Here is a 24,400-nt window from a genome sequence, read left to right on the forward strand (position 1 = left end):
GCCTCTTTTGGCTGGTCCTTGAGGCGCCTGCCGTTTTGCGTGCGTTAGCCGTGGCTAGCGCACGTTGCTGATTTTTTTTGCGATACTTTTTTCATGCTGAACTATTTTCTGAAACGGCTGATGGGCCTCACGCCGACGCTGCTGATTGTGGCGATCCTGGTGTTTTTGTTCGTGCACATGCTGCCTGGCGACCCGGCGCGCATGGCGGCTGGTCAGGATGCGGATCAAGCCACCGTCGAGCTGGTTCGCCAGGAACTCGGCCTGGATAGACCCTTGCCCGAGCAGTTCGTCACCTATTTCAAGCGTGTGGCACAAGGCGACCTGGGCACCTCGCTGCGGACACGCCGGCCGGTGTCCACTGAAATCGCCGAGCGCTTCATGCCGACTCTGCTGCTGACACTGACCAGCATGGTCTGGGCGGTTATTTTTGGCATGGCGGTTGGCATCAGCTCGGCCGTGTTTCGCAATCAGTGGCCTGATCGCCTGGGCATGACGATTGCCGTGTCCGGCATTTCATTTCCGGCCTTTGCACTTGGCATGCTGCTGATGCAGGTGTTTTCGGTAAAACTGGGATGGTTTCCTACGGTAGGCGCTGACACTTGGAAGCACTACGTGTTGCCCTCGATCACGCTGGGGGCCGCCGTGGCGGCAGTGATGGCACGCTTTACCCGGGCATCGTTTGTCGAAGTGATTCAGGAAGACTTTGTGCGCACAGCCCGCGCCAAGGGACTTAAAGAGCGCACGGTAATTTTCAAGCACTGCTTGCGCAATGCGCTGATCCCAGTCGTCACCATGATGGGCTTGCAGTTCGGCTTTTTGCTCGGCGGCTCCATTGTCGTCGAGGCGGTGTTTAACTGGCCTGGCTTGGGCCGTTTGCTTGTCGACGCAGTGACCATGCGTGACTATCCGGTGATTCAGGCCTTGGTGCTGCTGTTCTCCCTCGAATTTATTTTGATCAACTTGGTTGTCGATGTGCTGTATGGCTATATCAACCCCACCATTCGCTACAAGTGAGTCGGCCATGACGCAGTCTTCTTCCACCGCCCTCATCGCACCCAATGCGACCACACCGCAAAGTGCGCCAGTGCGCACGCCCTGGAGCGAGTTCTGGCGCAAGTTTAAAAAGCAGCATGTGGCCGTCGTGGCGCTGGTATTTGTCGCAGTCCTCGTGCTGGTGGCCATCCTGGCACCCTGGATTTCGCCCTACGACGCAGAGAACTTTTTCGACTACGACAAGCTCAACGACACCCCTTCCTGGCAGCATTGGCTGGGCGTTGACCCGCTAGGCCGCGACATCTTCAGCCGGATTCTGGTCGGCTCTCGCATTTCGTTGGCAGCCGGCTTTTCGTCGGTGGCGATTGGCGGACTGATTGGCACGGCGCTGGGCTTGATGGCTGGCTATTATGAAGGCTGGTGGGACCGCATCGTGATGCGCATCTCTGACGTGCTGTTCGCCTTTCCGGGCATCTTGCTGGCGTTGGGCGTGGTTGCCATTCTGGGCAGCAGCATGGTCAACGTGGTGATTGCTGTGGCGGTGTTCAGCGTGCCGGCCTTTGCCCGACTGGTGCGCGGTAACACGCTGGTGCTCAAGCAGATGACGTATATCGAGGCGGTGCGCAGCATTGGTGCGTCGGATTGGACGATCATCACACGCCACATTCTGCCCGGCACGATCTCGTCCATCGTCGTTTATTTCACGATGCGGTTGGGCACGTCCATCATCACGGCAGCCAGCCTGTCATTCCTGGGCATGGGGGCACAGCCGCCCACACCCGAATGGGGCGCCATGCTCAACGAGGCCCGCGCCGACATGGTCAACGCGCCGCACGTGGCACTGTTTCCCAGCTTGGCGATTTTTCTGACCGTACTGGCCTTCAACCTGTTGGGCGATGGCTTGCGCGATGCGTTGGATCCGAAAATTGACCGGCTTTAAAAAGCAGACTGCAGCATGATGCCTCGCCCTTTATTGCCCCAGGTCGGCAGCCTTCAGCCCGGCGTTCGCAATGCCATCACCGATGTGGCTGGCGTGACCGTCGGCCATCACACGCTCGATGAAAACGAGGTTCAAACCGGGGTAACGGTCGTGCGCCCACACGGTGGCGATCTGTTCCGTGACCGCGTGCCAGCCGCCGCTGTGGTAATCAACGGTTTCGGCAAAAGTATTGGGCTGGTGCAAGTCGAAGAACTCGGTGTGCTGGAAACGCCGATTGCGCTGACCAATACCTTTTCAGTCGCTGCTGTCGCTACGGCGCAGATCCGCCAGTGCATTGCGGCCAACCCTGAAACTGGTCGCGCCCTGAGCACAGTGAACCCCCTGGTGTTCGAGTGCAACGATGGCTATCTCAACGACATTCAACGCATGGCTGTCACCGAACGGCACTACCTGCAGGCCTGCGAGCAATCGGGTGCAGTGGTCGAGGAAGGCTCGGTCGGCGCAGGCCGCGGCATGTCAAGCTTTGGCCTCAAAGGCGGCGTGGGTACGGCCTCGCGGCGGGTGCCAGCACACAGTGGTGGTCAGCACACAGTGGGCGCACTGGTATTGGCCAACTTTGGCCGCCTCCCCCAGTTGATTTTGGCGGGTCACGCCTTGGGCGAGCGGTTGGCCCGTCTGGTGGACGGCAAACGTGAGGCAGTGCCGGCAGAGCCTGAGAAAGGCTCCATCATTTTGCTGATTGCCACCGACGCCCCGCTGGACGCACGCCAGCTGCGCCGCCTGGCCCTGCGCGCTGGCGCGGGTCTGGCGCGAACCGGCTCCGTGTTTGGTCATGGCAGCGGCGACATTGCGCTGGCGTTTTCGACCGCCTACACGGTGCCCCTGCACGCCGACCAGCCCATGCCAGCGCTGGCCATGCTGCACGACGGACTGATAGATGGGTTGTTTCAGGCAGTTGTTGACAGCACCGAGCAAGCCATATTGCATGCGCTCTGGTGCGCCCGTGCGGTGACCGGCCGCAACGGCCATGCGCGCCAAGGGCTTGCGGAGCTGCTGCCCGGTGGCTTCGCGCCCTGATACCGCCCCTTCGTTCACCTACTATTTGGAGACGGCCCCATGAAAGTTTTGATTTCTACCGACATCGAAGGCGTTGCCGGTGTGTTTCACCATGAACAGGTGCGCGCTGGCAATCCCGAATATGAACGCGCCCGACGGCTGATGACCCATGAGGCCAATGCCGCGATTGCCGGTGCCTTCGACGCCGGTGCCACCAAAGTGCTGGTCAACGATTCGCATGGCGGCTTTCGCAACATGCCGCCCGACTTGCTCGATCCACGCGCCCAAGCCGTCATGGGCAAGCCGCGTTACCTCAGCATGATGGCCGGCGTTGACGATGGCGTAGATGCTGTCTGTATGGTTGGCTACCACTCACGGGCGAAAGGCCGGGGCATTCTGGCGCACACCATCAACAGCTTTGCCTTCAGCCGAGTCTATTTCAACGAGCGCGAACTGGGCGAGGCGGGCATTTATGGGGCGCTCGCTGGCGAGTATGGCGTGCCGGTGGTAATGGCCAGCGGCGACGATGTTTTCATCGAGGAACACCGGCCGTTGTTCCCGCATGCGACTTTTGTGCAGACCAAGCGCGCCACTGGCCAGACCAGCGGCATCAGTCTGTCGCCAAGCGAATCCTGCAAGGCCATACGGGCCGGGGCTGCTGCAGGCGTAACGGCCACCATGGCTCAGCAGGCCGCAAGCTTCGTGCTCTCAGGCACGATCAGTGTGCGCATCGAGACCCAAAGCCCAGCGCTGGCTGATCTGTTTTGCCAGTGGCCCAGCCTGGTACGCCTCAAGAGTGACCAGATCAGGTTCGAGGCCCCAACTGTGGAAGCTGGCGTGCGCATGATTAACTGCCTGTCAGCGATGTCGACGATGTTGCGTTAATGGTTCTATCGCATTGAGCGTCAATACCTCTTGCAGGCCTATGTTGAGTACCAAAAAATGCGCTTTCCAATTGACGTCATTTTGGTATGTCTCCATGGACACGAGGCCTATTTGTTGACCTGTCGCCATTTCGAAAAGATGATGCAGGAGCACAGCCTGATGCTCAGAGCGCTCTTGGATTAATCGCTGGGCTGTCGGGCTTGTGCCTTCCTAAAGCGCCTTGCAGGCATAACCAAGCTTTGGACCCGAGGTGAAACGCCGATCAGCGTGCGGAAAGTCAAATTAGCTGAACCACATCGTCGCGCAGAATCATGGGGCAGAAAAGCAGTCTACCAAACCAGGTTCACACCCTCTCCATTCGCAGAGCGCCGAGCGCATGGCACGTGCAATCAGCTGCTGACGCTCGCGCGGCATGCGATCAATGGTGGAGGCCACACTGATCGCCGCCACTGGTGCACCTTTGGCATTAAGCACTGACATGCCGACTGCCAACACGCCTTGGGTGGCATGGTTGCCAATGACTGACCAACCGCGCTCGCGTGTGGCGCGCACAAGAATTTGCATACGTTCTGGCGTCATGCCGCCATAGCCATCAAGGGTGGGTGCATTGGCAACAATTGCGGCGCTGACTTCTTCGTCTGGCAGCGCCGCCAGCAAAGCCAGTCCGGCTGCCCCCACACCCAGTGGCTGCCGTGTACCGACTTGAATGACCAGCATTTGCACCGGGTGCGTGCCTACATGGCGCGCAATGCAGTGCGACAAAGATCCCTGACGTACAACCGCAAACGCAGCATCACCGTAAACCGCACTGACTTGGGCCAACAAGGGTTGGAGCGACATAGCAATATTGGAAACACCCAGCGGCTGTGCAAGCGCGGCAAGCCGTGTGCCCGCCACGTAACGAAAGCGCCCACACTGGTCATGGCCTGCGGCGTGCTGGCCCAGGACGGCCAGTGGTCGGCGCCCGCGCGCCAGCCCGACTTCTTATTTCCAGTGCATGCGCTGTCCAAGGTGTTTCGAGGCAAGTTCATGGCCGCGCTTACAAGGTAAGCGTCCGACGAATACCATTCTTGCGCGAGGTTGATGGGCCGGGCAGTATCCGGGGAGTTGCACGCCATCATGGTGTGCACTCAACCCGGACAAGTGCACACCGTCATGGAACCTCCCAAAGATCCCCTCAAGGCCACCAAGCGCAGACACAGCGCAGCCTTCAAACGCAAGCTCGTCAAGCTGACCGAGCAGGCCGGCGCCTCGGTCGCGGCCATCGCGCTGGCGCACGGCATCAATGCCAATTTGCTGTTCAAGTGGCGGCGCGCACAATCTGGCCGCCCGGCGCGGCTCAAGCCCGTCACGCAGGCCGTACTGCTGCCGGTCACGATGGATCCCTTGCCACCGGCAAGCGCGGTCATCGATTTGCCAGCGCCAACGGTGCGGGCACCGGCGGCCGGCGTCATCGAGATTGAAGTGGGCGGCGCGCGCGTGCGACTGCGCGGCAGCGTCGATCCGGCCAGTGTGCGCTGCGTGCTCCAGGCCCTGCGGGACGCGCCGTGATCGGCCTGCCGGCGGGCACGCGCGTGTGGCTGGCCGCTGGCCTGACGGACATGCGCCGAGGCTTTGACGGCCTGGCCGCCTTGGCGCAAGGCGCGCTGGCGCAAGATCCCTTCTCGGGCCATGTGTTTGTCTTTCGGGGCCGGCGCGGTGACATCGTCAAACTGCTGTGGTGGGACGGCCAGGGCATGTGCCTGTTTGCCAAGCGCCTGGAGAGGGGCCGCTTCGTCTGGCCGCAGGCCGACGCCGGGGCGGTCTCGCTGAGCCCGGCGCAGTTGTCCATGCTGCTCGAAGGCATCGACTGGCGCATGCCGGTGCGCACCTGGCAGCCCACGCTCGCTGCCTGAGTTCATGAACGGATGACCTGCTCTGCCGAAGGGGCGCGCACGGGGAGCCGGGTGGAGGTAACACCACATGCGGGGGCTACCCGCAACCGTGAAACCCCTTCTTTTGGCGTGCCGGTTTTGCTGGCAAAGTGGCGCCCATGAGTTCACACGCGCTGCTGCAACAAATCGATGCCTTGAAGCAAGGCGTCGCGCAGCGTGACGAGCAGATCGGCGCGCTGCGCCTGGCCATCGACAAACTCACGCTGGAGCTGTTCCATCTCAGGCGCATGCGCTACGGGCGCTCGAGCGAGAAGGTGGACAGCGCCCAGTCACAAGTGCAGGCGCCTGGCGTGGCACTCGTGCCAGCGGGTGACGCGGGGGAGGCCTTGCAAGGCGCCCCCGTCGCCGACCTTGAGGACGCCCGCAAAAAGCGCCAGGCCGCTTCCCGCCGCACCGCCCCCCGCCAACTGCCCGGGCATCTGCCGCGCCAGGAGATGATTCACCTCGCATCAAGCGACTGCACTTGCCCGGGGTGCGGCACCGAACTGCGCCAAATTGGCCAGGACACCTCCGAAGTGCTGGAGTACCAGCCTGGCAGCTTCCGGGTCGTGCGCCACGTGCGCCCCAGACTCGCCTGTGTCCGCTGTCACACGATCGTGCAGGCTTCCGCGCCGAGCCGTCCCATTGATCGTGGCCTGGCAGGCGCCGGACTCATCACGCAGGTGTTGGTGGGCAAGTTCTGCGACCACCTGCCGCTGTACCGCCAGAGCCAGATCTACGCCCGCCAGGGCGTGGTGCTTGAGCGCTCCACGCTGGCGGACTGGGTGGCCGGCGCGGCGCGGCTGCTCCAGCCTTTGGCCGATGCCGTGCGCCGCTACGTCCTGCGGGCGGGCAAGATCCACACCGATGACACGCCCGTGCCGGTGCTCAGCCCGGGCCGTGGCACGACCCGCACGGCCCGGCTGTGGGTGTACGCGCGCGATGACAGGCCAAGCGGCGATGCGTCGCCGCCAGCGGTGTGGTTTCAGTATTCCCCGGACCGCAAAGGCGAGCATCCCAGGGGCCACCTCGCGGGCTTTGCCGGCACCTTGCAGGCCGACGCGTTCGCGGGCTACGACGCCCTGTTTGCCGATGGCCAGGTCGTCGAAGCGGCTTGCTGGGCTCATGCCCGGAGAAAGTACTATGAAATCCACAAGGGACAGGACGAGATGCCCGGCACGCTGGCCCATCAGGCGCTGCTGCGCATCGGGGTGCTGTACGCCATCGAGAAAGACATTCGGGGCAAGCCCGCAGAGGAACGCCGGCGCCAGCGGCAAAGCCGCGCCAAACCCCTGGTCGAGGCGATGCACGGCTGGCTCCATGACGCCCTTGGCCAGCTCTCGGCCAAGTCGTCCATGGCGCAGGCCATTGGTTACTCGCTGAACCATTGGCAGGCGCTCACGCGTTTCGTGGACGACGGGCACATCGAGATGGACAACAACGCGGCCGAGCGGGCGCTGCGCGCAGTCGTCCTCGGGCGTAAGAATTACCTGCACTTTGGCTCAGACGCCGGCGGCGAGCGCGCCGCCGTGATTTACACCCTGATCGGCTCGTGCAAGCTCAATGGCATTGATCCCCAGGCCTACCTGCACCATGTGCTGGAGCGCATTGCCGACCATCCGATCAACCGGATTGACGAGTTGCTGCCCTGGCGGGTGGCCGAGCGGCTCCGGCCTGCGTGGCCAGCAGCCCAGCAAACGCAGGACATGGCGCGCGCAGCCTGATGCGGGCCACGGCCTGTCCACCGATTTCGCTACAGTAGCCAAACATGACTGCCAAGCTGCACCGACTGCCAGGAGGCGCGAAGAAACCCGGGGCCAAAACCGCAGCCAATGCAAATGGCGAACTGCGGGCGTACCAACTCCATGTCGAGCTTGAATGGGTGTACCCCAAGGTCTGGCGCCGCCTCTTGGTGCCCACCACGATCGACCTCTCGCGCCTGCATGTCGCGCTCCTGTGGGGCACGGGCTGGCAAGGCGGGCATCTGCATGAGTTCGTCTTTGCCGATGCTAATTACGGCCCGTTGGAGCCGGATTGGGACTTGCCTGAAGGCGTGATCGATGAGGCCAGCGTCACGCTTGAAGAGGCGCTGTGCGCGCGCAGGACGTTCCTCTACGTCTACGACTTCGGGGACAACTGGCGCCACAAGGTCAAGGTGGAAAAAACCGTCACGCTTGACGCGCCGCTGTCGCTGGCGTTGTGCCTGGCCGGAGAAAACGCCTGTCCGCCTGAGGATGTAGGCGGCGCGCCGGGCTACGAGGACTTCGTGCAGGCATTGGCCGATCCAGCCCACCCGGAGCACGACGAACTTAAAAAATGGATCGGCCGCCCGTTTGACCCTGCCGCATTCGACGTGGCCCAAATCAACCAGTGGCTCAACCACACAGAGTCTTGAGTTTCAATACGGGTACTGGGCGGACGCTTACCTTACAAGCGCGCGCAAGGCCGGAAAGACCGAACGCGACCCGCAGCGCCAAGCGCCTGCCTGGCGCGAGCGGTACCAGCAGCTCTACCGACATGACTGGGTCGTGTATGCCAAAACACCGTTAGGCGGGCCGGCGCAGGTGCTGGATTACCTGAGCAGCTACACGCACCGCACGGCCATCAGCAACGAACGCATCTCATCGGTCGGCCCCAGCGAAGTCGCCTTCAAGGTCCGCGCCGATGCGCATGGGGGAAAACGCATCGTGCGGCTGCCCGGCGTAGAGTTCGTGCGCCGCGTCCTGCAGCATGTGCTGCCCAGCGGCCTCAAGCGCATTCGCCACTACGGGGTGCTCGCTTCGAGCTGCAAGGCGGTCAAGCTAGGTGCTGCGCGCCTGGCCCTGGAGATGCCAGTCATCGACCCTCAGATTACTGAGCCGGTCAAAGCCTTCATGGCAAGGGTGGCCAGGTTTGACGTGGACCTGTGCCCGTGCTGCGGGGCGGGACGGCTGCATGTTAGCGGGACACTGCCAGGTGCCAGACAGTTGCCAGCGCCCGGCACCACGACCATGTGGCCACAAGGCCGTGGGCCGCCATGACGACGGAACCCGGATCCTCACTGCCGCTGCATGGCACGCCCTGGCGTTGCCGGCCGTACTGTGCGCGGCATTCCCACATCTCAGCGCGAACCATCCCAAATGACCACGCCATCCCAGATTTGAGGCCGTGTTGCGTGAGCGGCGGCCTTGCACCTCGCCCGTTTGCAGCGCCAGCGCCCTCTTGAACTGATCCGGCCGGCACGGCGAAGCTTTCAATCCCCCTTTTCTTGCTACCGTCCAGGGGGGCGGTTCAGTCCAACAGGTTTATCTGCCGCTGATCAGCAGCAGTGAGCCTGGCTTGCAGCGCGGCAGCGGCCGATAAACGCTATTCGTTTTCGATGATTGGCTGGATGAAAGGATCAAAGGATCAAAGGATCAAAGGATCAAACGTTAGCGATAACCTTAGCTCAGATCAAAATCCGCTCTACATCGTCAAGCGAAATCTGATCGTTTCGTCGGCATATAGGCCTGGCGCTTACGCTTTCATGTTTGGCCATATGCTGGGCAATTTCTAGCTTGCTGCCATTGCGTAGGCATTCACTGATACGGGTAGCCCGCAAGGGGCCACTGCCCCCGCAACGCTAAAAGATGCTGCGCTACTACCGTAAGTTGAAGTAGGCCTGCTGCACCTGTCCGCTATTCAAGGTCAGCTGCAAGGCGTAGCAACCGGGCGCCGAAGGGCTGGCCCAGTTGTAGTGGTACTGGTGGCCTCCCGCGTCATAGGTCAGCCCGCTTTTGCCCGGGTTCTGCGCTTTCATGCCATCGGCCAAGGTGCTGGTGAACGAGCCACACTGGGCGGCCTTGAAGGTTACCGACTGCACGGCGTCAAGCGTTGTGACAAATTTTCCGTCCTTGTCCTTGAGCTGCCATTTGAGAGGGTAGTTGCGTCCCGCCTTGCCCATGTTGACCCCCATCGGATTGTTGACCGGGGCCTGAAATCCGCTGAGGGTGTAGGGGCCAGTAGCCGAGGCAATGGATACGTTAGCGGCAAGGCTGTGAAGTGAGCCGGCTGCAATTGCTGTCACGCCCGCTAAACCAGGCGGAACGATATTCGGTCCCAGGAAGCTGCTGCCCCAAGCCACTACCGTGCCATCGCTTTTAAGCGCCAAGGAGGGGGCGGCGCCGGCTGCAATCGCTATCACGTTCTTCAAGCCCGCGGGAACATCGGTCTCCCCACTGAGGTTCGAGCCCCATGCCACAACCGTACCATCGCGCTTAAGCGCCATCACGTGATACCAGCCCGCAGAAATCGCTTGCACATCTTTCAAGCCCGGCGGAATGCCAAGCTGTTGAAGGGGGCCAAAGCCCCATCCCCAACCTACAACCGTGCCATCTTTTTTGAGCGCAAAGCTGCTACGAACGCCAACGGACACCGCGGTCACGCCGGTCAAGCCCGCGGGTACGTTGATTTGACCCTCATCGTTGTTGCCCCAAGCCACAACCGTACCGTCGCTTTTAACGGCCAGGTTGTGCGCGTAGCCGGCCGCAATCGCGGTCACGCCGGTCAAACCTGCCGGAATATTGTTCTGTCCAAAATAGTTCCAACCCCAACTCCTTACCGTGCCATCGCCCAGGAGGGCCAGGCCGTGGTAATTGCCTTGTGCAATCGCAACCACATTGGTCAGGCCCGGCGGAACGTTGATGGCTCCAAAGTCGTTCTTGCCCCAGGCCACGATCGTGCCATCGGTTTTGAGTGCCATGCTGGAGTGAAAGCTGGCCGAAATCGCTTTTACGTTATCCAGGCCTACCGGAGGCGATGCCTGCCCAAACTCGTTGTAGCCCCAGCCCGTGACAGTGCCCGGAGCAAGGGTTTGAGCGAATGCATGAGGCGCTACGGTAGCAACCCAGAGCGGTGCAAGGCACAGCAAGAGTGCGCGACGGCCATGCCGCGATAGCCGGTTCAAGCCACTTGTGCCAGAAGAATCTGGATGCTTTTTGATGTGCAGAATCATGGTGTCTTTCAGCGGGGAATTAAGAGGAAAGGGTCGTAGCCCATGTCATGGGGTCATATTCGAGACGGATACAGTACACCTGCAAAATTCAAAAAGATACTCACTTGATTTACAACTGTTCACCTCCGCGCTGCTTCATCAGCCTCCACCACTGTCAGCATTGCTGCAGTCTTAAAGTACTATTTAGTAAAGACAAAACACAAAAAGGTTGAGCCAAATACCTCGTATGTTCTCGGTACAGGGATAGCTCTAGCGGTTACGTAAGACGTCAGTGGTGACACGTCTTACGTTCAGTGCGTACCTAATTAAGTGGATAAAGCAACTTCTTTTCTGTAAAAAACAGCGGGGGCGAAATGTGTGAGCCATTGATTTTTGACGCCAGGCGCTGCAGCGTGTTTGAATCGCCTGACTTCGTTTTACTGAAGGATCCCCCATCATGACCTCTGCTTTTGCCTATGCCAGCGATGCGCCCTCACGGGGCGCGATCGATGCTTTGAGCGGGACGGCGCTGCTGGAGTTTGGCACCGATTGGTGCGGTCACTGCCTGGCCAGCGCGCCCATCGTTTCCAAGGCATTGGCTGCCCACCCTGCGGTCCAGCACCTCAAGGTCGAGGATGGCCGCGGCCGGGCGCTGGGCCGGTCGTTTCAGGTCAAGCTGTGGCCGACCCTGATTTTCCTGGCCAATGGGAAGGAAGTGGCCCGCTTGGTGCGGCCAACAGACGGGCATGCCGTGGCGCAGGCGCTGGCGGCCATTGATCCGATTGATCCTGCCAAGTGATGCGCAGCCAGGGCTTGGCTGCCGCTGCCCTGGCAACTTAGCATTGAACGCCAAGCACGCGCGGCGCAAAAGCCCAGCGCTGACGATGGACCCTTTCTATCCCCGAAGCGAAGCGCTGCTGCCTGTGAAGCAGCACGGGCCCCGGTGCAATATTGCCCTCGGGATCTATAAGCTATTTTCTTGTTTACGCTTCCACGCGCCAGTAATGCGCATTGAACGGGCTGCTCATACGCAGCGCCAGCGGTGAAACGTCGTACAGCTTGTCGGTCGCCATGGGCTCGTCGCCTTTCATGAGGATCGGTTTGGAGAGGCTTTTTTGGCCTGGTGGAGCAGGGGCCGGTTTGCGGGCAACGGCAAAGGTATAAAAGCATCGAAAAGGAAGCTTGCGTTCTGCCGAGTAGTCGGCGGCATCGCGAAAAATGTCCAGGAGCTGCTCGCGCGCTTCTTTGTCAAATTTGGCATGCGCCGGAATCTGTTCGATCACCACAACAAAGCGCACCTCGATCGGCACGTCGCGGTTTTGGTTGATCCCGTCCATGGCCGCCTTGTTGGCGCCACTCTTGTCCATCGTGACCTTCTCTGGATCTCAGTTTTGGCGCATCGCCTTTCGAAAAAGCGGGTCGCTGCCACCATACGCGCCTGGCTCAGAGCAGGAAATCGATGGTGACGCCTTCCCTTGTCCACCGCACGATACAGGTACTTCAACTGGCCATTGACCAAGATGCAGGTCTCATCCATGCGCCAACTGGCGCCAACTGCCCGCTTGTGCTTTCTGAATACCTTCTCCAGCAATGGCAAAAACTTGATCGCCCAGCGGCTGACGCTGGAGTGATCAACATGCACGCCACGTTCGTGCATCATTTCTTCCAGGTTGCGGTAACTCAGTAGGTACGCTGCGTACCAACGGACGCACAGCGGAATGATTTCCTTCGGAAATCGCATCCCCTTCATCTTCAACATCCCCCGTTCCAACCATTGAATTTCAGGCTGTCAGCATAACGCCATCATTGGCTAGCACTGCTAATGCGACAAAACCAAAAAGCTTTGGTAAGCGACAACCAATTTCAATACTAGGGAAATTACTAGTTGACCGATCAACTAGTAATTCATAAAGTTATTCCAGAAGTAGGGTGAGCAGTTGGAAACAGCCGATTGCACCGTCATCAAAGTTTTATCCAAATTCGCAAAGCACAAAAGGAAACTATATGCACGGTGCATTGGGTCAGGCCCTCGACACGGCCTTCCGGGAATTTGGGCAGGCGACAGCAGTATCTGGTGCTTCCATGACTCTTACATACCAACAGCTAGCCGACCATGCGCATGGAATCGCTGTAAGACTTTTAGCTAAAGGAATGACAAAAGATGAGCCTGTTCATTTGTGCGTTTCGAATCAACCTTTGGATATTGCTGCCTTACTAGGTATTTGGCTTGCGGGTGGCGTGGCTGTTCCGATCCATCGCACGACACCGCCATCAATTGCGGCAGGATTTCAACAACGAACGCATGCGCGGTTCCTCGTCGATTTTCGGACGCAGATCGACGACGCTAACCCGCTGACTCTGATCGCGACTGAAGCTCCGCCGGAGCGATCGCTGTTGGATGCTGCTGCCTTAATCGTCTTCACGTCGGGTTCGACCGGGGTTCCCAAGGGAGTGGTGGTTACGCACGAGGCATTTCTTGGAAAGATGGAGCAGGTCGACAGCTTGCTAAACTTCAAGTTGGGCGAGCGGACCCTGTTAACCCTCAACATCACCTTTAGCTTTGGACTGTGGGTCAGCCTCCTAACTCTATTGCGCGGAGGGTTGCTGGTAATGCAGTCGAAGTTCGAGCCCGACACTTTCCTCGACGCTCTTGTCACGGAACGAATCACGCGCGTAGGAATGGTTCCGACAATGATGCGTGTGCTGTTCTCCGATGCGCGGCACGAAGCAGCGATTGATCGCGTTACCCAACAGGGTTGCCTACGTCAAATTCTCATCGGCGGAGAGTCGCTTGGCCGCTCCCTCGCAAATACGATCCGAAAAAGTTTTTCGAAGACTGCCCTAATCGACATTTACGGGCTGACCGAAACAGCAACATGTGACTTCTTTGCCTTCCCCTCAGACTACGCGAGGTACCCCGGGAGTATTGGAAGGCCATCGCCGAATGTGCGCTTTCGAATCGTTGATGCGGAAGACCAACCTGTCGACGCAGGAACAGTCGGGGAACTACAGATTCGCAGTCCATACCTTATGCAAGGCTATCTCGACGATTCCGCTCTGACTACGGCGGCCTATCGCGAGGGCTGGTTTAAGACTGGTGATCTCGGGCGCGTACTGGACGGCCAGGTAGTGGAGCTTATGGGGCGGCTGAAGGAAGTGATCAGCCGCGCAGGCAATAAGGTTACACCGGTCGAAATCGAACAATCGATCTGCTCGCATGCGGATGTCGCTGCAGCGATGGCGGTCGGTATCGACGATCCCCTGCTCGGACAGCGAATTCATCTGCTGTTAGTGCCTCGAAGCGGCTCAACGCTTAGCTTGAACGCGATGCGTAAGCACCTCGAAATGCACCTCGAGCGGTTCAAGCATCCTGATTTCTATTATCGGGCCGAGGCTCTACCCCTCGGTCGTACGGGAAAGGCGGATCGCGAGCAGTTTAAGGCTTCGATCGCCACGGGCGCAGTTGCGCCGATCCAGCTTTGAGTGTGTGCATCCCAAATTGCATTGAATCACCGAAACAATCCTGACTGAAATACCATGACTTTCTACCAATCAATCGTTTTAGACGTTAGCGACCATGTCGCGCATATCATCCTTAATCGCCCCGAAAGACTCAATGCCTTGAACAAGGCCTCGCTTGAGGAAATCAACCTCGCGATGGATCAGGCTGAGGCCGATGCCAATGTGCGCGTCATCATCGTCAGCGGTAGCGGCCGCGCATTTTCATCAGGATTCGACCTCAAGGCACAGATGGAACAGCAGCCTGAAGGCGCAAAGGTTTGGCGCGAAATCCTAGACCTCGACTTCAACACAACGATGCGCTTCTGGAACAGCCCGAAACCGACCATCGCTGCGGTCCACGGTGCCTGCCTGGCCGGTGCCTTTGAACTGGCAATGGCGTGCGATATTACGATTGCGTCCGAAGACGCAGTCTTCGGCGAGCCTGAACTCAAGTTCGGCGCAGGCATCGTAACCATGTTGCTTCCATGGATGACCAGTCCCAAGCAAGCCAAGCGCATCATTCTAATGGCCGACGATCGCATTTCAGCGAACGATGCGCTCACCATGGGACTTGTGAGCCGTGTGGTCGCACTGGGCACGCACGTTGAAGAGGCGCTGCGCGCTGCACGCAGCATAGCGTTGATGGACCCAAGTCTGGTGGCCGAAACGAAGAAGGCTCTTAACCGCACGTACGAGATCCAGGGAATGTCGACAGCGCTAAAGGTGGCGCTCGACATCGACCACACTATCGAATCACACGGCTCTCCCGACAAGCGTGCGTTCATGGACATCGCGCGCGAGCGAGGCATGCGTAATGCGATTGCATGGCGCGACGAACGGTTTGCCAAAGGGCAATCGTGAAAATTCCTCCCGTTGCATGGATTGTTCTCGCACAACTGTGCGGTACGTCGCTTTGGTTCAGCGCCAATAGCGCAGCTGACGACCTGCAGCGCATCTGGGGCCTTTCAACGGGCGATTTAGGCTGGCTGACAAATGCTGTTCAGGGTGGATTCATCATCGGTACGCTGACGTTCGGATTGACCGGTTTCGCTGACCGCTTTCCAGCGAGTCGCATCTTCACGATTTGTAGCTTGCTGGGTGCGATCTTCAACGCAGGATTCGCATTCGCCAGTAACGATCTGCCTTCTGCGATGTGGTTTCGATTTGCGGTAGGCATCACGCTGGCCGGTATCTATCCTCTTGGGATGAAGTTAATCGTGAGCTGGGATCCGCTGCGCGCGGGCCAGAGTCTCGGATTGCTCGTTGGCATGCTAACGCTAGGCACCGCACTCCCACACGGAATTCGAATGATGGGCGGCGCGATCTCTTGGCAGGGGGTCATCCTAACGTCTTCGGCACTGGCAGTGATTGGCGCCGTTGTGATCGCACTGCTAGGCGATGGTCCACACTTAAAAGTCAAGAGTCGCGTACAAAACGTCACCCACCAACACGTATTTAGTGCTTTCCGAGTGCCTGACTTCCGTGCATCAGCGTTCGGTTACTTCGGGCACATGTGGGAACTCTACGCGTTCTGGACGCTGGTGCCTGTGTTGCTGGTGCCTGTGTTAAGTCGTGAGGGAGCCTCGTCACCAGCGTTGATATCGGGGTGGGCTTTCGCCGTGATCGCGATGGGCACGATCGGATGCACCGCAGGGGGAGTGCTTAGCCGAAGATTTGGTAGTGCCAAGGTCGCGTGGTGGGCCTTAATTACGTCAGGAGGGGTCTGCTTCCTCTACCCGTTTCTCGACGAGTTGCCGTCTGGTATTGTGATCACTGTCATGCTGATTTGGGGACTTGCTGTGGTTGCCGATTCCCCTCAGTTCTCGGCGCTTTCAATCAAGGCCTGCCCTCCTGATCTGGTGGGCAGCGCTCTGACTATCCAAAATAGTATCGGTTTTCTTCTGACTACATTTTCGATACTGCTCGCTACGTCAGCGCAGCCATTGATAGGCAGCAAAATCGCGTGGATCTTGCTGCCAGGGCCAGTCATCGGTCTTATTTGCATGCGTACTCTTTTGAGACCTTCCGCGCCACCGGCGAATACCACAAGAGTTGTTTGATCCAATGACGCCTGACCACTATTGCGGCAATGCACACCAATCGAAACACGAACAATAACGACTACAGCCTCTACTATGAACAAGATTCCAGAAAAAACACCGCTAAAGCGCCGAGGTGACATCAAGCGCAAGTTGCTTATCGATGTTGGAACAGCTTTATTCACCCAAAAAGGCTTCTTCAATACCGGCCTCGACGAAATCGTACAAACGGCTGGGGTTCCAAAAGGTTCTTTCTACTACTACTTCGGCACTAAGGAGGAGTACGTGTTTGAAGTGATAAAAAACTACGAAACCTACTTCGCCAAAAAGCTGGATCGCGCGTTAAACGAGGAAAGCCTAACGCCGCTGAAACGGCTGAAATCTTTCACTGAAGAAGCGACTAATGCTGTGCAGCGTTTCGAATTCAAACGCGGCTGCCTGGTAGGCAATCTGGGCCAAGAAATGGCTAGCCTGGAAGACGGCGTTAGGGTGCGTCTTCTTGAGTTGCTGAACGAATGGCAGCATCGTTTCAGCTCATGCATCGACGATGCTAAGGCCGCCGGAGAAATCTCTACATCGGTTGACTCGCAACAACTCGCGCAGTTCTTTTGGAGCGCTTGGGAGGGTGCGGTGCTATGCGCCAAGCTTGAGCGCTCTACCAAACCCCTTGAAAATATCAGCATGCTTTTCTTCGACCACATGCTCCTACCAGTTCGACCCACGCTGTCAGAACGTGCACGTACCTGATTTCTAAATGTTTGAACTTTATTAAAGGAATCTATGTTTTCTGCCATTTATCTCGAACAAAACACTGACAAGATCACATCAGCATCCGTAAAGAAGCTGGATGACAGTGCACTACCGGTGTTTGAGTCCAACGCTGTCACAGTCGATGTTGCGTTCTCAACGGTCAACTACAAAGATGGCCTCGCGATTACAGGAAAATCGCCAGTAGTCAGAAAATTTCCAATGGTTCCCGGAATCGATTTTGCTGGTACCGTCACCGCAAGCGAAGACCCCAATTGGGTAATGGGTGACAAAGTCATCCTCAACGGCTGGGGCGTTGGTGAATCGCACTGGGGCGGGCTCGCGCAGAAGGCACGTGTCAAAGGAGACTGGTTAGTACGCTTACCCGAATCCTTAACAGCCTTTGATGCCATGGCAATTGGCACGGCAGGTTACACCGCGATGCTGTGCGTGCTCGGACTCGAACAACAAGGGTTAAAGCCGGACGACGGTGAGATCCTGGTAACGGGTGCTACCGGTGGCGTAGGGTCGGTGGCGGTGTCGTTACTTACAGGGCTGGGCTACCGTGTCGTTGCGTCCACAGGTAAGGCAACGGAGCACGGCTATTTGGAATCGCTCGGCGCCAAAGAAATTATTGACCGTAATTCACTTTCCGTCGCTGGCAAGCCTTTGCAGAAAGAGCGATGGGCGGGTGTGATTGATACGCTCGGCTCGCACACACTCGCCAACGCATGCGCATCAACTCGATATGGTGGCACAGTGACCGCCTGCGGCCTCGCTCAGGGAATGGATTTCCCAGTCACTGTCGCGCCTTTTATTTTGCGCGGCGTGAAGCTCATCGGAATCGATAGCGTGATGGCGCCCCAGAGTATGCGCAAACAAGCGTGGGCGCGACTCGCTAAAGATCTGGATCGCAACGCGATCGCAGCTATTGCACAACGTGTCAATTTGGCCGATGCACCTGAAATTGCAAAAAATATTCTCGCCGGCACTGTTCGTGGGCGTTTTGTGGTTGATGTTAACGCTTAAGGTCGTCAAGATTACGCGTGATCGCCCGCCAATAGTTCAATAAACAGAAAGCAGAGATTATGAAAACGAAACATAAACGTTTGGTAGCTGTAGCATGTTCTTTAGTAACACTCGCGGGAAGCGGCGCAGCAATCTCACAAAACTCCAGCAATGTTGTCCGCATCGGGTTCATCACCGATATATCCGGACTCTATTCGGACATTGACGGTCCTGGCGGCGTGGAAGCGATCAAGATGGCTATCGCCGACTTCGGTGGTGAGGTCAACGGCAAGAAGATTGAATTGTTGGTGGCTGATCATCAAAATAAAGCCGATATAGCCGCGTCCAAGTCCCGTGAATGGATTGATCAGCAGAACGTCGACGTCTTGATCGGCGGCACCAATTCGGGCGTGACACTGGCGATGAACAAAGTAGCAGCTGAAAAGAAGAAGCCAATCATCGTGGTTTCCGCAGGTACATCGCGCCTTACCAACGAAGAGTGCACGCCGTACACCGTGCACTACTCGTACGACACGGTCGCACTGTCGAAGGTCGCGGGTTCAGCGATCGTCAAGCAGGGCGGTGACTCCTGGTACTTCCTCGCTGCCGATTATGCCTTTGGCGCCTCTCTTGAAAAGGACGCGTCTGATGTAGTCAAAGCCAACGGAGGAAAGGTTTTAGGCAGTGTCAAACATCCACTGAACACCTCAGACTTCGCATCTTTCCTACTTCAGGCGCAGAGCTCAAAAGCCAAGATTCTTGGCTTGGCGAACTCAGGAGGTGATACGGTCAACGCCATCAAAGCAGCCAACGAATTCGGCATCACAAAAACCATGAAACTGGCAGGCCTGCTGATGTTCATCACCGACGTACATGCGTTGGGTTTGAACGCCACAAAGGGTATGTATCTGGCCGACGCCTGGTATTGGGATCGCACCCCCGAGACGCGAGAATGGTCCAAACGTTATTTTCAGAAAATGAATAAGGAACCCTCGTCAACGCAGGCTGCGGACTACTCGGCCACTATGACTTATCTGAAAGCCGTGAAGGCAGTTGGCTCTACCGACGGCGACAAAGTCATGGCCAAAATGAAGTCAACGAAGATCAACGATATGTTCGCTACAAACGGAACTATCCGAGCCGATGGCCGCATGGTCCACGACATGTTCTTGATGCAAGTCAAGGACCCCAGCGAGTCAAAGTATCCGTGGGATTACTACAAGTTGATCACAATAGTACCAGGCGATCAGGCTTTTGCGACGAAGTCTGAGTCGAAGTGTTCATTGTGGAAATGAGGGTTGGCGCCCTGAGCACCGGACGTTGACGATACAGGCACTGGGGCGACGACAAGCGCACCCCATGCACCTGGCCACAGACCGATTCACGACCGAAGAGGAGACAATTTGATGGAAAATCGAACCCCTGCAGCCACTGCCGATGCCGAGCGCATGCGCAGCCTCCGAAGACGCTTTTTGATCAACGGCACGGCAGCCATCGTCGGTGCCGCAGGTACCGCGCGCGCAGCGGCGCCGCTGAGCGCGGTTGAACGCGAGGTGCCAGCCGATGCGACCAAGATCCAGGGCTATCCGCTGGAGGACTCCAGCTATGGCTCGCGCTCGCAGTTTGAGACTGAAGTGCGCACACGTTTCAAGACTGCGACACCGCAGTCGTCGTGGACCTTGACGCCGTTGCAGAACAGCATCGGCATCATCACGCCTTCGGGCCTTCACTTCGAGCGCAGCCACGGCGGCACTGCGGTGATCGACCCGGCCAAGCACATGCTGTACGTGCATGGCATGGTCAAGCAGCCACGCAAGTTTACGATGGCCGACATCCGGCGCTTCCCGTCGCTGTCGCGCATCATGTTCATCGAGTGCTCGGGCAACGGCCTGACCGAATGGTCCAAGCCGACACTGAAGACGGTGCAGGGAACGCATGGCCTCACCTCGTGCTCCGAATGGACCGGCGTGCCTCTGGCCACGGTGCTGCGCGAAGCGGGTCTTCGCACCGATGCTAAATGGCTGCTGGCCGAAGGCGGCGACGCCTCGGTAATGACACGCAGCATCCCGATGGCCAAGGCGCTGAAGGACTGTCTGGTGGCTTACGGCCAGAACGGAGAAGCGCTGCGGCCCGAGCAGGGCTATCCGCTTCGGTTGATCGTTCCGGGCTACGAAGGCAACACCCACATCAAGTGGCTGCGCCGCATCGAAGTCTCCGACACGCCCTTCATGACGCGCGAGGAGACCTCCAAGTACACCGACCTGATGCCCAACGGCAAGGCGGTGCAGTTTTCGTTCGAGATGGATGCCAAGTCCGTCATCACTTCGCCCTCCGGCGAAATGCAACTCGATGGTCCGGGCTTTCAGGAGATCACTGGATTAGCGTGGTCCGGTCGCGGGGCAATCAAGAAGGTAGAGGTCTCGACCAACGGCGGCGCGACCTGGAAGACGGCAGCGCTGCAGGGCCCTTTTCTGCCCATTTGCCACACGCGCTTTCGATTGCCTTGGCGGTGGGACGGCAAAGCGGCCATCCTGCAAAGCCGCTGCACTGACGACATGGGCTACGTGCAACCCACACTCGGGCAGGTGATTGCCGCGCGCGGCGGTGCGCTGAATGGTCCAACCGGCTCCATCTATCACTTGAATGCCATTCAGAGCTGGCAGGTCGCGAACGACGGAAAGGTCTCCAATGTCCACCACTATTGAGCGCGGACTTCGTTTCGCCGCCTTCTGTCTACTCACCAGTTCGTGCTTCGCGGCGAGTAACGACGCCGCCGACGGATTCGGCATCGGCAGCACTGCGACCGCCGACGAATTGAAGAACTTTGTCTCACCGCTGCCCGATGGGCGCGGCCTGCCGCCTGGATCGGGCTCGGTCGTGCAGGGAAAAGCGATCTACGAGGCACAGTGCGTGGCCTGCCACGGCGACAAGTTGCAGGGCGGTATCGGAGACAAGCTCATCGGTGGTCGCGGCAGCCTGGTCAACAGCGACGCCAAGAAGGCGCCCGTGAAGACGATCGAGAGCTACTGGCCGTATGCGACTACGCTGTTCGACTACGTCAAGCGTGCAATGCCTCTGTACACGCCAGGCAGTCTGAGCAACGACGAGGTTTATGCCATCTCGGCCTACATCCTCTCGGAGGCGAAGATCGTCGGTCCCGATGTCACGCTCGACGCCCGCACGCTGCCCCAGGTGCAGATGCCGAACCGAAATGGCTTCGTCGCGGATCACCGGCCGGAAAGTTTCGTACCCGCTTCCAAGGCGCCGCACTCGAACTGAGCAAGCTAGAGGGCTCACGTGCCGCCGGGTTCATTCGCACATCAACAACGCTTTGTTTCCGATGCGGCGATACCGATGCACAGCGTCGCACTCCTCGAAGCGGTGGCTCTGAACGGCAGACTCACGCCCAAGGCCTGAACGGACCGCGAAGGCATGGCCCGGCCGGCACTCGATCTGGTGGCCAGCTAGGTGCTCACCGCCTACCAAGTCACGCGCAAGCGCAGGGCGATCGAGCGCAAACCGACAGACCCGCCCGAACCCCGGACGACAACTCGGCACGACGAGTTTGAAGATGGGAGCCCGTTGGACTTTTGAGCGGTTGTGGATCGCATCGCAATCAACTCGATCGCTTGAGTTGCGCGTAGAAGTTTTCATGCGGCCCCACAGCGAGCAGCACCACTTCGTCAGGCGAGTGCTTGTCAGGCTTCAAGCTGTACGCCAGCAGCGTCTCTTGCTGGTTGAGCTTGAATTTATAGACAAAAACACCCGACAGGTCACCCTTTTTTTCTTCGCCGAGCGCCGGATCATCGGCAACGCTTTTGACCGCCTGGTCCAGGACCTTCTTTTCTCTGGCGTGAAGCTTCTTGGCAATGCGGGCAAACGACGGCGTCGCGACAACAGCCAATGCCACCGGACTAACCGAACGTATACGCTGAAACCCGGCCTGCTTTGGCCTCTTCAAGCGAGAGCATCGTGTCCTGGATCAATCGCAGCGGCAGTTCCGGATTTTCCAGCACGGCTTTTCCGATGCGGGCCCAATACTCGATTTGCTTGGGCACCGAGCGGTGTTCAGCGGCCGCAACGGCTTTGGCGTCCTGCACCAATTCATCAGACAATTTCAAAGCCACCGCCATCTTCATCTCCTTGTTTGACGGGCTAATATGGCATAAAAAGCAACTTTTTGCAACCCGTCACGATGACAAACCTCTGGCTTGCCATGGTGTACGTGAAGTTGCCAACGGCATGACATGCGCCTTTCTCTTTCCAGACTGATTTATCCCATTTCCGGCAGTTGAAGCCAAGTAACCCGGCTGCAAGCTAGACTGGGAGCCAGTTTCAACGAATTTGCAGGAGTCACCAAGTGGGTGAAGCAAAAAGGCTCGAAAAACTGGCGTTGACACCCTGATGGGGCCGCTGGCCAACGCGCGCAGAATCACGGCGATGGCCGAGTTTACCCAGGATGCGGTCGAGCGTGGCGCTACGCTGCTGGCCGGTGGCATGCGCATCGGCGAGTCGGGCAATTTCTGGCAGCCTACCGTACTGGCCGACGTACCGCAGGGCGCCAGGATACTCAACGACGAACCCTTTGGCCCGGTGGCCGCCATTCAGAGCTTCAACACGCTCGATGAAGCCATCCTCGAGGCAAACCGTCTGCCTTTCGGCCTGGCCGGCTATGCCCATTTCGTTATACACAACTCCGGCAAAATTCCCCCCCAAGAAAGATTTGAAGGAAAACGATGGGCTGGGCAGGCACTGAATTTGAGACGATAGACTTGGGCGATGAGCGGCGCAACAAGCGGGCCATCCGGCTGGTGGAGCGCTTGAGCGCCCAGCCCATGGCGAGCGTGCCGCAAGCCTGCGGGGACTGGGCCGACACCATGGCGGCGTACCGGTTCTTCGGCAACGAGGAAGTCGATTGGCGTGCGATTTTGGGCGCGCACACGGACTGCGCCAAGACGCGCATGGCCGGGCACGAGGTGGTGCTGTGCATTCAGGACACGACCGAGCTGGACTTCAACGGGCAGGAGGCCAGCGGCCTGGGGCCGCTGAGCTATGAAGCGCAGCGCGGCATGTACGCGCATCCGACCTACGCCGTGTCGACTTCGCGCGAACCGCTGGGCGTGCTCGACGCGTGGATGTGGGCACGCGAACCCAAAAACAAGGACGGCAGCCGCCCCGGCATTAAGGAGAGTGTGCGCTGGGTGGAAGGTTACGAGCGGCTGGCCGAAATGGCCGCCGAGTTGTCCGGCACCCGGTTGGTGTACCTGGCTGACCGCGAGGCCGACATCATGGAGTTGATGCGGCGCGCGTGCGCGCTGGGCACGCCTGTGGACTGGCTGCTGCGCTCCCAACACAACCGCACCATGTCCAGCGGCGACAAACTCTGGATCTCTGTGTTGCAAAGCGAGCCTCTGGGCGAAATACGCTTTGTAATGGCCTCGCGCAAGGGCCAGCGCGCCCGTGAAGTGGTCCAGCAGGTGTGGGCGCAAATGCTCGAACTGCCCGATGGCAAAGGCCGCTTTATGCAGGCCAGTTGCATCGTGGCCAAGGAAATGCAGCCTGCCGCAGGCGACAAGCCTGTCGAGTGGCGGCTGCTGACCAATCTACCGGTGCAGAGCCTGGAGCAGGCCGCGCGCATGATTGACTGGTACCGGGCCCGCTGGGAAATCGAGATGTTCTTTCATGTCCTGAAGAACGGCTGCCGCATCGAGGCGCTGCAACTGGGAAGCATCGAGAAGATTGAGCGCGCGCTGGTGCTGTACATGGTGGTGGCCTGGCGTATCGCCCGGCTGATGCGGCTGGGGCGAAGTTGCCCGGACCTGGATGCCCAGTTGATGTTCGAGCCCGATGAGTGGAAAGCCGCCTACATCCTGAACAAGCAGAAGCTGCCAAGCAAGCCGCCCACGCTCAACGAGGTGGTGCGCTTGGTTGCCAGACTCGGTGGCTTTCTAGCGCGCACGGGTGATGGTGAGCCGGGCGTGAAAACCATCTGGTTGGGCATGCAGCGCATTTTGGACTTTGCCGCCGGCATCAGGTTCTCACGCGAGCTTCAGGCTCAGGGGACTTGTGTATAACGAAATGGGCTATGCCTTCACGCGCTCGTTGAAAAACGCAAATCTGCTGGCGCGTCGAAGTCGGCATGCTGTGGATCAACATGCCCGCTATGCCTTTGGCCGAGATGCCGTTCGGCGGCATCAAGGACTCGGGCTACGGCTCCGAAGGCGGATCCGAAGCGCTGGAGGCCTATCTCAATGTGCGTTCAGTGGCGGTGATGAACGTCTGAGTATGTCCATGTCGAAACCGTTCATGCTGACGAGAGGGTTTTTGGGGGGCGCAGCAAGCGATGCTTGAGAATGACCGCATGGAC

23 protein-coding genes and 4 pseudogenes are annotated in these 24,400 nt (G+C 58.8%); 22 read left to right on the forward strand and 5 right to left on the reverse strand.

Annotation, left to right across the window (positions count from 1 at the left end):
* Positions 1–93: 93 nt before the first annotated feature.
* The 4 genes from gsiC to H4V98_RS20310 are packed head-to-tail and all read left to right on the forward strand — an operon-like array spanning position 94 to position 3,874.
* Positions 94–1,014: a glutathione ABC transporter permease GsiC gene (gene gsiC, locus H4V98_RS20295; protein WP_196864779.1), complete on the forward strand. Its 921-nt coding sequence runs from the start codon at positions 94–96 to the stop codon at positions 1,012–1,014.
* 7 nt (positions 1,015–1,021) lie between these two features.
* Complete coding sequence (gsiD, locus tag H4V98_RS20300; protein ID WP_196864778.1) at positions 1,022–1,933, forward strand: glutathione ABC transporter permease GsiD; 912 nt, start codon at positions 1,022–1,024, stop codon at positions 1,931–1,933.
* An 18-nt stretch (positions 1,934–1,951) separates the two neighbouring features.
* Positions 1,952–3,010, forward strand: a complete 1,059-nt coding sequence (locus H4V98_RS20305; RefSeq protein ID WP_196864803.1) for a P1 family peptidase — start codon at positions 1,952–1,954, stop codon at positions 3,008–3,010.
* A gap of 39 nt (positions 3,011–3,049) precedes the next feature.
* On the forward strand, positions 3,050–3,874 hold the full coding sequence (locus H4V98_RS20310; protein ID WP_196864777.1) for a M55 family metallopeptidase: 825 nt from the start codon (positions 3,050–3,052) through the stop codon (positions 3,872–3,874).
* Positions 3,875–4,183: 309 nt separating this feature from the next.
* Here H4V98_RS20310 and H4V98_RS20315 read toward each other — a convergent pair.
* A pseudogene (locus H4V98_RS20315) lies at positions 4,184–4,792 on the reverse strand (IclR family transcriptional regulator C-terminal domain-containing protein); the annotation flags it as partial.
* Between the two features lie 3 nt (positions 4,793–4,795).
* Here H4V98_RS20315 and H4V98_RS21620 point away from each other — a divergent pair.
* The 6 genes from H4V98_RS21620 to H4V98_RS20340 all read left to right on the forward strand — a co-directional run bounded on the left by H4V98_RS21620 (position 4,796) and on the right by H4V98_RS20340 (position 8,807).
* Positions 4,796–4,924 carry a transposase gene (locus tag H4V98_RS21620; RefSeq protein WP_348535241.1) on the forward strand — a complete coding sequence of 43 codons (129 nt, stop codon included), beginning with the start codon at positions 4,796–4,798 and terminating at the stop codon, positions 4,922–4,924.
* A 105-nt stretch (positions 4,925–5,029) separates the two neighbouring features.
* Complete coding sequence (locus tag H4V98_RS20320) at positions 5,030–5,425, forward strand: transposase (RefSeq protein WP_280757188.1); 396 nt, start codon at positions 5,030–5,032, stop codon at positions 5,423–5,425.
* Positions 5,422–5,769, forward strand: a complete 348-nt coding sequence (gene tnpB, locus H4V98_RS20325) for an IS66 family insertion sequence element accessory protein TnpB (protein WP_280757187.1) — start codon at positions 5,422–5,424, stop codon at positions 5,767–5,769. The genes H4V98_RS20320 and tnpB overlap by 4 nt, the downstream gene beginning before the upstream one ends.
* 137 nt (positions 5,770–5,906) lie before the next feature.
* A complete protein-coding gene (locus H4V98_RS20330; RefSeq protein WP_280757186.1) occupies positions 5,907–7,511 on the forward strand; it encodes an IS66 family transposase in 1,605 nt (534 codons plus the stop codon).
* A 44-nt stretch (positions 7,512–7,555) separates the two neighbouring features.
* Positions 7,556–8,182, forward strand: a complete 627-nt coding sequence (locus H4V98_RS20335; protein ID WP_280757185.1) for a plasmid pRiA4b ORF-3 family protein — start codon at positions 7,556–7,558, stop codon at positions 8,180–8,182.
* Positions 8,121–8,807, forward strand: coding sequence for a transposase (locus tag H4V98_RS20340; protein WP_280757918.1), 687 nt, complete (start codon positions 8,121–8,123; stop codon positions 8,805–8,807). Before H4V98_RS20335 ends, H4V98_RS20340 begins: the two co-directional genes overlap by 62 nt.
* A gap of 599 nt (positions 8,808–9,406) precedes the next feature.
* On the opposite strand, the gene H4V98_RS20345 is transcribed toward H4V98_RS20340, so the two are convergent.
* On the reverse strand, positions 9,407–10,759 hold the full coding sequence (locus tag H4V98_RS20345) for a PxKF domain-containing protein (RefSeq protein WP_196864775.1): 1,353 nt from the start codon (positions 10,757–10,759) through the stop codon (positions 9,407–9,409).
* Between the two features lie 436 nt (positions 10,760–11,195).
* On the opposite strand from H4V98_RS20345, the gene H4V98_RS20350 reads away from it, so the two are divergent.
* The gene (locus tag H4V98_RS20350; protein ID WP_196864774.1) at positions 11,196–11,537 is read left to right on the forward strand and encodes a thioredoxin family protein; all 342 of its coding nucleotides are present in this window, start codon (positions 11,196–11,198) and stop codon (positions 11,535–11,537) included.
* 184 nt (positions 11,538–11,721) lie between these two features.
* On the opposite strand, the pseudogene H4V98_RS20355 reads toward H4V98_RS20350, so the two are convergent.
* Positions 11,722–12,497: pseudogene (locus tag H4V98_RS20355) on the reverse strand (IS6 family transposase).
* A gap of 245 nt (positions 12,498–12,742) precedes the next feature.
* On the opposite strand from H4V98_RS20355, the gene H4V98_RS20360 reads away from it, so the two are divergent.
* The 8 genes from H4V98_RS20360 to H4V98_RS20395 all read left to right on the forward strand — a co-directional run bounded on the left by H4V98_RS20360 (position 12,743) and on the right by H4V98_RS20395 (position 21,312).
* Positions 12,743–14,221: a class I adenylate-forming enzyme family protein gene (locus tag H4V98_RS20360; protein ID WP_196864772.1), complete on the forward strand. Its 1,479-nt coding sequence runs from the start codon at positions 12,743–12,745 to the stop codon at positions 14,219–14,221.
* A 54-nt stretch (positions 14,222–14,275) separates the two neighbouring features.
* Complete coding sequence (locus tag H4V98_RS20365; RefSeq protein WP_196864771.1) at positions 14,276–15,100, forward strand: enoyl-CoA hydratase/isomerase family protein; 825 nt, start codon at positions 14,276–14,278, stop codon at positions 15,098–15,100.
* Positions 15,097–16,299, forward strand: a complete 1,203-nt coding sequence (locus tag H4V98_RS20370; protein WP_280757919.1) for an MFS transporter — start codon at positions 15,097–15,099, stop codon at positions 16,297–16,299. Before H4V98_RS20365 ends, H4V98_RS20370 begins: the two co-directional genes overlap by 4 nt.
* 75 nt (positions 16,300–16,374) lie before the next feature.
* On the forward strand, positions 16,375–17,025 hold the full coding sequence (locus tag H4V98_RS20375) for a TetR/AcrR family transcriptional regulator (protein WP_231374889.1): 651 nt from the start codon (positions 16,375–16,377) through the stop codon (positions 17,023–17,025).
* A 33-nt stretch (positions 17,026–17,058) separates the two neighbouring features.
* Positions 17,059–18,054, forward strand: coding sequence for an MDR family oxidoreductase (locus tag H4V98_RS20380; protein ID WP_196864769.1), 996 nt, complete (start codon positions 17,059–17,061; stop codon positions 18,052–18,054).
* A 59-nt stretch (positions 18,055–18,113) separates the two neighbouring features.
* Entirely contained in the window at positions 18,114–19,328 is a 1,215-nt protein-coding gene (locus tag H4V98_RS20385; RefSeq protein WP_196864768.1) for an ABC transporter substrate-binding protein, read from the forward strand.
* 111 nt (positions 19,329–19,439) lie between these two features.
* Positions 19,440–20,738: a sulfite dehydrogenase gene (gene soxC, locus H4V98_RS20390; protein WP_196864767.1), complete on the forward strand. Its 1,299-nt coding sequence runs from the start codon at positions 19,440–19,442 to the stop codon at positions 20,736–20,738.
* Positions 20,722–21,312 (forward strand): cytochrome c, encoded by a 591-nt coding sequence (locus tag H4V98_RS20395; RefSeq protein WP_196864766.1) that lies wholly within the window; start codon positions 20,722–20,724, stop codon positions 21,310–21,312. The genes soxC and H4V98_RS20395 overlap by 17 nt, the downstream gene beginning before the upstream one ends.
* Positions 21,313–21,649: 337 nt before the next feature.
* On the opposite strand, the gene H4V98_RS20400 is transcribed toward H4V98_RS20395, so the two are convergent.
* Together H4V98_RS20400 and H4V98_RS20405 are read right to left on the reverse strand one after the other, a co-directional pair.
* Entirely contained in the window at positions 21,650–21,943 is a 294-nt protein-coding gene (locus H4V98_RS20400; RefSeq protein WP_196864765.1) for a type II toxin-antitoxin system RelE/ParE family toxin, read from the reverse strand.
* A gap of 4 nt (positions 21,944–21,947) precedes the next feature.
* Entirely contained in the window at positions 21,948–22,166 is a 219-nt protein-coding gene (locus H4V98_RS20405; protein WP_348535239.1) for a hypothetical protein, read from the reverse strand.
* Between the two features lie 265 nt (positions 22,167–22,431).
* On the opposite strand from H4V98_RS20405, the pseudogene H4V98_RS20410 reads away from it, so the two are divergent.
* The 3 genes and pseudogenes from H4V98_RS20410 to H4V98_RS20420 all read left to right on the forward strand — a co-directional run.
* Positions 22,432–22,710, forward strand: a pseudogene (locus H4V98_RS20410) (aldehyde dehydrogenase family protein); the annotation flags it as partial.
* 89 nt (positions 22,711–22,799) lie between these two features.
* Complete coding sequence (locus H4V98_RS20415) at positions 22,800–24,107, forward strand: IS4 family transposase (RefSeq protein WP_280757924.1); 1,308 nt, start codon at positions 22,800–22,802, stop codon at positions 24,105–24,107.
* A 7-nt stretch (positions 24,108–24,114) separates the two neighbouring features.
* Positions 24,115–24,316 (forward strand): annotated as a pseudogene (locus H4V98_RS20420) (aldehyde dehydrogenase family protein); the annotation flags it as partial.
* Between the last annotated feature and the right edge of the window lie 84 nt (positions 24,317–24,400).

It is taken from the genome of Polaromonas sp. CG_23.6, from assembly GCF_029892315.1.
In the GTDB taxonomy this organism is placed as follows: domain Bacteria; phylum Pseudomonadota; class Gammaproteobacteria; order Burkholderiales; family Burkholderiaceae_C; genus Polaromonas.